Source organism: Kocuria sp. NPDC057446 (assembly GCF_042802875.1).
Classification (GTDB): Bacteria; Actinomycetota; Actinomycetes; order Actinomycetales; family Micrococcaceae; genus Kocuria.
Genome location: NZ_JBHVDI010000167.1, coordinates 1 through 7,782 on the forward strand (window position 1 = coordinate 1; position 7,782 = coordinate 7,782).

The following is a 7,782-nucleotide window of genomic DNA, read 5'->3' on the forward strand; positions in this document are numbered from 1 at the left end:
CCGCGGGCTCTCCGCTGGGAAGGCCCTGCCTCCGGGTGGTCCCGGCGGCAGGAGCCCGCAGGATCAGGCCATGCGGGCGTAGTACTCCACCACGAGCTGCTCCTCGCAGGTCACGGGGACCTCGGCGCGCTTGGGCTTGCGCACCAGCTTGGCCTGCAGCTTCTCGATCTGCACGTCGAGGTAGCCCGGGGTGTCGGGCAGCACGGCCTGGTGCGCGCCGGCGGCGGCGACCTGGAAGGGCACCATCTTCTCCGACTTGGCGTGCACGTGGATCAGCTGGCCCTCCTTGACCTGGTAGGAGGGGCGGTCCACCCGCTGGCCGTCCACCAGGATGTGGCGGTGCACGACCATCTGGCGGGCCTGCGCCATGGTCCGGGCGAAGCCCGAGCGCAGGACGAGGGCGTCCAGGCGGGACTCCAGCAGGGCGACCAGGTTCTCACCGGTCTGCCCCTCCTGGCGCTTGGCCTCGACGTAGGCGATGTGCATCTGCTTCTCGCGGATGTTGTACTGCGCCCGGAGACGCTGCTTCTCGCGCAGCCGGACGGCGTAGTCCGAGTCCGCCTTCCGGCGGGCACGGCCGTGCTCACCGGGGCCGTAGGGACGGCGCTCGAAGTACTTCTCGGCCTTCGGGGTCAGGGCGATCCCGAGGGCGCGGGACTTGCGCACCTGGCGGCGCGCACGCGTGTTGTTAGCCACGTTTACCTTTCACAATGCGGTGCCCTCCCCCGTCCGGCGTGCGGTGCGGGGAGAGCGTGTTCTGTTCGGTCCGGCCTCCGAGGACGGGATCGGTCCCGCCGGAGAGGTGAGGATCAGCCGCAATCCTCCTGTCCTGCAAGCGCCGCGACCGCGCGCCGCGCACCGTGGTTGAGGCGGTGCGCCGGGCGTGCGGGAGCACGGGCCTTGCCGGCCGACGTTCCACTATAGCGTGCGCGGGGCCCTCGCGCGCCCCCGCACCCCGTGTGCCCCGCACGCGGCGGCGCCGCCCGCGGACCACGGACGGCGCCGCCGGGCGGCGGGGCGCGGCGGCGTCAGTCGACGTCCTCGTCCACCCAGTCGAAGGTCTTGGTGACGGCCTTCTGCCAGTTGCGGAACAGCCGGCCGCGCTCGGCGTCCTCCATCTGCGGCTCCCAGCGCTTGTTCTCGGCCCAGTTCGCGGTGACCTCCTCCGTCCCGGACCAGAAGCCGACGGCGATGCCTGCGGCGTAGGCTGCGCCGAGGGCCGTGGTCTCGGTGACCTCCGGGCGGATCACCGGGACCCCGAGCTGGTCCGCCTGGAACTGCATGAGCAGCTCGTTGGCGGTCATCCCGCCGTCCACCTTGAGCTCGGTGATGTCCACCCCGGCGTCGGCGTTCATCGCCTCGACCACCTCGCGGGACTGGTAGGCCGTGGCCTCCAGGGCGGCCCGGGCGATGTGGGCCTTGTTGACGTAGCGGGTCAGGCCCACCAGGGCGCCGCGGGCGTCCGAGCGCCAGTACGGGGCGAACAGGCCGCTGAAGGCCGGGACGAAGTAGGCCCCGCCGTTGTCCTCCACCGACGCGGCCAGGGACTCGACCTGCGGCGCGGAGGAGAGGATGCCCAGGTTGTCGCGCAGCCACTGGACCAGGGACCCGGTCACGGCGATGGAGCCCTCGAGGGCGTAGACGGCGTCCTGGTCGCCGATCTTGTAGCACACGGTGCTCAGCAGCCCGTTCTCCGAGTGCACCACCTCGGTGCCCACGTTCATCAGCACGAAGCTGCCCGTGCCGTAGGTGTTCTTGCCCATGCCCTTCTCGAAGCACGCCTGCCCGAACATCGCGGCCTGCTGGTCGCCCAGGATGCCGGCGATCGGCACGTCCTTGAGGAAGCCGCGGGTGCGGCCCTTGCCGTAGACCTCGGAGGAGGAGCGGATCTCGGGCAGCATCGACGTGGGGATGCCCATGTCGGCGCAGATCTCCTCGTTCCAGTCGAGCGTGGCCAGGTTCATCAGCATGGTGCGGGAGGCGTTGGTGACGTCGGTGACGTGCACCCCGCCGTCCGTGCCGCCGGTCATGTTCCACACCAGCCAGGAGTCGGTGTTGCCCATGAGCAGGTCGCCGCGCTCGGCCCGCTCCCGGGCGCCGTCCACGTTGTCCAGGATCCACTTGACCTTCGGGCCCGAGAAGTAGCTGGCCAGCGGCAGGCCGACCCGGTCCTTGTACCGGTCGGGGCCGACCTCCCCGCCGAGCTCCTCGGCGATCTTCTGGGTGCGGGTGTCCTGCCAGACGATGGCGTTGTAGACGGGCTCCCCGGTGGTGCGGTCCCAGACCACGGTGGTCTCGCGCTGGTTGGTGATGCCCACGGCGGCCAGGTCCCGCGCGTTGATCTCGGCGGAGGCCTCGGCATCTGCGACGACCTTGCGGACGTTGCGCCAGATCTCCATGGGGTCGTGCTCCACCCAGCCGGCGCGCGGGAAGATCTGCTCGTGCTCGAGCTGGCCGGTGCTGACGATCGTGCCCCGGTGGTCGAAGATGATCGCGCGGGAGCTGGTGGTGCCCTGGTCGATGGCCATGACGTACTTGGTGTCGGTGCTCATGGGTGGTCCCTCACTTCGTTGTGGTGTCGTGGACGGGTCGGTCGGTGGTGGTGCAGGCGTCAGGCGGGAGCGTTGGCGTAGAGCTGGAAGAAGCCGCCGGCGAGCACGGCTCCGAGCAGCGGGCCGACGACCGGCACCCAGGCGTAGGCCCAGTCGCTCGGGCCCTTCCCGCGGATGGGCAGCAGGGCGTGGGCGATGCGCGGACCGAGGTCACGGGCCGGGTTGATGGCGTAGCCCGTGGGCCCGCCGAGGCTCGCGCCGATTCCGACCACGAGCAGCGCCACGGCCAGCGGGCCGAGCTCCGAGGGCGTGTTGCCGAAGAGCAGGATCACGATCACGAGGACGAACGTGCCGATCACCTCGGTGACCACGTTCCAGCCGTAGGAGCGCACGGCGGGGCCGGTGGAGAACACGGCGAGCTTGGTCTCCGCGTCGGCGTCCTCGTCGAAGTGCTTCTTGTAGGCCAGGAAGGCCAGGACGGCGCCGAGGAAGGCGCCGATCAGCTGCGCCGCGAAGTAGACGAGCGTGTTGATCAGGGTGATGGCCACGCCCGGGGCGTACTCCTCGGCGCCGCTGGCCCACAGCCCCACGGTCACGGCGGGGTTGATGTGCGCGCCGGACTGCCACGCGACGTACACACCGGCGAACACGCCCAGGCCCCAGCCGAAGTTGATCATCAGGAACCCGGTGCCGAGGCCCTTGGTCCTCGGCAGCACGGCATTGGCGACCACGCCGGCGCCGAGCAGGATGAGCATCGCGGTGCCCGCGATCTCGGACCAGAAGACGGTGGACAGGGGAATGGGCACGGCAGGCGCGACGGCCTGGACCACAACGTTCGACATCGACAGCACTGCGACTCCTCAGGTGGTGCGGACTGGACGGACCGGCTGCCCGTCGGGGACGGCCGGGGTGGGTGGGACGTGGACGGAGCGGAACGGGGATGCCCGGGACGGGGGTGCGCGGGCCGGGTCCGGGGGGATCCGGCGGTCGCTCAGGCGTCGCCGGGGCGCACGAGCTCCAGGACGTCGGGGGCGGCGGCCCGCGCGGCGGCCGCCGCGGTCTCGTCGGACGTCCCGGCGGCCGCGTCCTCCGCGGCGCAGCGCAGCCGGTAGGCCTCGACCTCGGCCCCGCGCCGGTGCTCGTCCCAGCCGAGGGCCTCGGCGGCGAGGTCCGCGATCTCCTCGACCGCGTCGAGACCGTGGCGGGCCTGCTCCCAGGTCAGCCGGGTGCGGGTGTCGTAGAGGTCCTCGAGGTGCAGCGCGCCCTCGTGGGTGCAGGCGTGCACGATCTCCGCCCTGAGGTAGGCGGGGGCGCCCTGCAGCGGTCGGGCCAGGTCGGGGCGGTCCTCCACGAGCTCGGTGATCTCGGTGATCGCCGAACCGTAGCGGCCGAGCAGGTGCTGCACGCGCGCCTCGTCCCAGTCGTGGCGGGCGCCCAGGGTGCCGGCCTGACGGCTCAGCGCGAGGTAGCCCTCGGCGCCCAGCAGCGGCGTGCGGTCGGTCACCGAGGGGACGGCCTTGGCCCACTCCTCCCCCAGGGCGAGGTCCACGGCGTCCCGGGCCATCACCCGGTAGGTGGTGAGCTTGCCGCCGGCGATCGTGATCAGGCCGGGGGCGACCTCGGTCACGGTGTGCTCGCGGGAGATCTTCGTGGACTGCGCGTCCCCGTCGTCCGCCTTCGTCCCGGGCTGCAGCAGCGGCCTCAGCCCCGCGTACGTGCCGATGACGTCCTCGCGGGTGAGGGGCCGGTCCAGGACCACGTTGGCGTGGTCGATGACGTAGTCGATGTCCTCCGCGGTGGCCACGGGGTTGACGAGGTCCTGGTGGTAGGGGGTGTCGGTGGTGCCGATGATCCAGTACCGCGCCCACGGGATGATGAAGAGCACGGACTTCTCGGTCTGCAGGATGAGCCCCTTCTCGCCGCGGATCCGCTCGCGGGGCACGATGATGTGGATGCCCTTGGAGGCCAGCACCTTCAGCCCGCCCTCGGCGTGGGCCAGGTCCTGCGTCTGCTCGGTCCACACCCCGGTGGCGGCGATGACGGTCCTGGCGCGGACCGTGTGCTCCTCGCCCGTCTCGAGGTCGCGGACGGTGGCCCCCACGACGCGGCCGGTCCCGTCCTTGGGGAAGTCGACCGCCCGGGTCCGGTTGGCGGCGAGCGCGCCGTATCGCACGGCGGTCCGCACGATGCTCAGCACGAGGCGGGCGTCGTCGACCTGGCCGTCCCAGTACTGGACGGCGCCGACCATGGAGCCGGGCTTCACGTCGGGGAAGACCCGCTGGACGCCCTTGAAGCCGTAGTGCCGCTGGTAGGGCAGGGTGGCGACCTTGGCGCCGAGGTGGGCCAGGGCGTCGTAGAGGCCGATCCCGGCGGTGACGTAGGGCCGCTCCCAGAAGCGGTGGGTCAGCGGGTACAGGAACGGCACGGGCTTGACGAGGTGGGGGGCGAGGAAGTCGAGCAGCAGCTCGCGCTCGCGCAGGGCCTCGGAGACGAGCTTGAAGTCGAGCTGCTGGAGGTAGCGCAGGCCGCCGTGGACGAGCTTTGAGGACCACTGCGAGGTGCCGCCGGCCCAGTCCTGGGCCTCGACGATGCCGGTGCGCAGCCCGCGGGAGACGGCGTCCAGGGCGATGCCGGCGCCGGTGATGCCTCCCCCGACCACGAGGACGTCGAGCTCGGGGCCGCCGGAGAGCTCGGCGAGCGCCCGGTCGCGCTCGGTGCTGGAGAGTGTGGGATGGGCCATGGTGGAGGACTCCTCGGGGCGGTGACGGTGCCTGGTTTCGGGCCGGTAACGTGCTCTGCATCACACTCTGTCCTGGGTTGCACCTATGCTCAAACCAAATGAACGGACGTGCAGCAGCTGGAGGTGAACATGCACGGTGATGCCGAGCTCCACCACGCGGCGGAGCTGTACTACGTGCAGGGCATGACGATGGAGGCGGTGGCGGACCGGTTCGGGGTCTCCCGGCCCACGGTCTCGCGGATGCTGCAGTCAGCACGGGAACGGGGCATCGTGCGGATCAGCCTCGCCGCTCCCCCGGACGCGGGACACGACCTGTCCCACCGGCTGCGGGAGGCCTTCGGGGTCACGGTGCACGTGGCGGGCACGCCGCGCACGGCCACGGAGCCGCAACGGCTGGAGTCGGTGGCCCGCGCCGCGGCGGGGCTGCTGGGCGAGTGGTTCGGGGACGGGATGACGCTGGCGGTCGCCTGGGGGATCACCACCTCGGCGATCGGGGGCCATCTGCAGCCGAAGGCCACGCGGGACGCCGTCGTGGTGCAGATGAACGGCGCGGTCAGTGCCCGGTCCACGGGTGCGGCGCAGTCCTCGGCGCTGCTCGGGCAGATGTCGGCGGCCTTCGGGGCCGCCCTGCTGCCGTTCCCCACCCCGGCGTTCTTCGACCAGGAGGAGACGCGGCGGCTGATGTGGCAGGAGTCCTCGGTGCGCCGGGTGCTGGCGGTGCGCAACGCGGCGGACCTGGCGGTGTTCAGCGTGGGGGCCTTCCGTGGGCCGATGATCTCCCAGGTGTACAGCAGCGGCTACCTCCCGGAGGACGCGCTCCGGGAGCTGTCGGCGCACCGGGTGGTCGGGGACGTCTGCACGGTCTTCCTGCGCGAGGACGGCACCTACGCCGACATCGACTACAACCGGCGGGCGAGCGGGCCCACGCCCATGGAGCTGCGCCGGATCCCGCGCCGGCTGTGCGTGGTGGCGGGCGACCACAAGGTGCCGGGCGTGGTGGGCGCCCTGCGGGCGGGTGTGGTGACGGACCTGCTCATCGACGAGCGCACGGCGGCGTCGGTGGTGCGCCACCTGTTCGGCCGCTGAGCCCGGCGGTCACCGGCCGCGGACGATGCCCCGCAGGATCTCGAGCCGGTGGGCGATCTCACGCTCGCGGCCGTGCTCGGTGGGCCGGTAGTAGTCGGTGCCGACGAGCTCGTCCGGCGGGTACTGCTGGGCGGCCACGCCGTTGAGCTCGTCGTGGGAGTAGACGTAGCCCCGGCCGTGGCCGAGCTGGCCCGCCCCGGGGTAGTGGGCGTCGCGCAGGTGGAGCGGGACGGGACCGGCCCGGCCGGCGCGGACGTCGGCGATCGCCTCGTTGATCGCGGTGTAGGCGGCGTTGGACTTCGGCGCGGTCGCCAGGTGCGCCACCGCCTGGGCCAGCGGGATCCTGCCCTCGGGCATCCCGATGAGCTGGACGGCGTCGGCGGCCGCCACCGCGGTCTGCAGGGCGGTCGGGTCGGCGGTGCCGATGTCCTCGGCGGCGGAGATGATGAGCCGGCGGGCGATGAACCGCGGGTCCTCCCCCGCCTCGATCATCCGCGCCAGGTAGTGCATCGCGGCGTCGACGTCCGAGCCGCGGATGGACTTGATGAACGCGCTGACCACGTCGTAGTGCTGGTCGCCGTTCTTGTCGTAGCGCACCGCCGCCCGGTCGAGGGCCTCCTCGGCGTGCTCCCGGGTGATCACCGGGACGGCCGGCCCGCGGGCGCCGTCCCCGCCCGACGCGTCCTGCTCGTCGTCCCCGCCGCCGGGAGACCCCGGCGACGCGGGCTGCTCCGACTGCTCGGTGAACGCGACCCCGGCGGCGGCCTCCAGGGAGGTCAGGGCCTTGCGGGCGTCCCCGCCGCAGAGGTCCAGGAGGTGCTCGCGGGCCTCCGCGGAGAGCTCCACCTCCCCGCCCAGGCCCCGGGGGTCGGCGACGGCGCGGTCCAGCAGCGCCGCGATGTCGGCGCGCTCCAGCGGCTGCAGGGTCAGCAGCAGCGAGCGCGAGAGCAGCGGCGAGATCACCGAGAAGGAGGGGTTCTCCGTGGTGGCGGCCACCAGCACCACCCACTGGTTCTCCACCCCCGGCAGCAGGGCGTCCTGCTGGGCCTTGGTGAAGCGGTGGATCTCGTCGAGGAACAGCACCGTGGTGCGCCCGTGCAGGTCCCGGTCCGTGAGCGCCTCGTCCATCACCCGCCGCACGTCCTTGACGCCGGCGGTGATCGCGGAGAGCTCCACGAACTTCCGCGACACCCCCCGGGCGATCACGTGGGCCAGGGTGGTCTTGCCCGTGCCCGGCGGACCCCAGAGGATGATCGACGACGGTCCCGCCGGTCCGCGGTCCTCGCCCGCGAGCACCTGCAGCGGTGAGCCGGGTCTGAGCAGGTGCTGCTGGCCCACGATCTCGTCGAGCCGGCGGGGGCGCATCCGCACCGCCAGCGGCGCCCGGGAGCGCCGGCCCCGCCC

Annotated in this window: 6 protein-coding genes; 1 reads left to right on the forward strand and 5 read right to left on the reverse strand. The window is 72.4% G+C overall.

Features of this window, described 5'->3' with window-relative positions; genetic code table 11:
- Window positions 1–63 precede the first annotated feature (63 nt).
- The 4 genes from rpsD to ACFU0Y_RS15645 form a co-directional block, all read right to left on the reverse strand.
- On the reverse strand, window positions 64–696 hold the full coding sequence (rpsD, locus tag ACFU0Y_RS15630; RefSeq protein WP_344121044.1) for a 30S ribosomal protein S4: 633 nt from the start codon (window positions 694–696) through the stop codon (window positions 64–66).
- 332 nt (window positions 697–1,028) lie between these two features.
- Window positions 1,029–2,552 carry a glycerol kinase GlpK gene (gene glpK / locus ACFU0Y_RS15635; RefSeq protein ID WP_380215462.1) on the reverse strand — a complete coding sequence of 508 codons (1,524 nt, stop codon included), beginning with the start codon at window positions 2,550–2,552 and terminating at the stop codon, window positions 1,029–1,031.
- A gap of 59 nt (window positions 2,553–2,611) precedes the next feature.
- Window positions 2,612–3,394: an MIP/aquaporin family protein gene (locus ACFU0Y_RS15640; protein ID WP_380215464.1), complete on the reverse strand. Its 783-nt coding sequence runs from the start codon at window positions 3,392–3,394 to the stop codon at window positions 2,612–2,614.
- A gap of 149 nt (window positions 3,395–3,543) precedes the next feature.
- Complete coding sequence (locus ACFU0Y_RS15645; protein ID WP_380215466.1) at window positions 3,544–5,292, reverse strand: glycerol-3-phosphate dehydrogenase/oxidase; 1,749 nt, start codon at window positions 5,290–5,292, stop codon at window positions 3,544–3,546.
- Window positions 5,293–5,400: 108 nt separating this feature from the next.
- Here ACFU0Y_RS15645 and ACFU0Y_RS15650 point away from each other — a divergent pair, with 108 nt between their 5' ends.
- A complete protein-coding gene (locus tag ACFU0Y_RS15650; RefSeq protein ID WP_380215468.1) occupies window positions 5,401–6,378 on the forward strand; it encodes a sugar-binding transcriptional regulator in 978 nt (325 codons plus the stop codon).
- A gap of 9 nt (window positions 6,379–6,387) precedes the next feature.
- Here the strand turns inward: ACFU0Y_RS15650 and ACFU0Y_RS15655 are convergent.
- On the reverse strand, window positions 6,388–7,782 hold a 1,395-nt coding region (locus ACFU0Y_RS15655), incomplete at its 5' end, for a replication-associated recombination protein A (protein ID WP_380215470.1).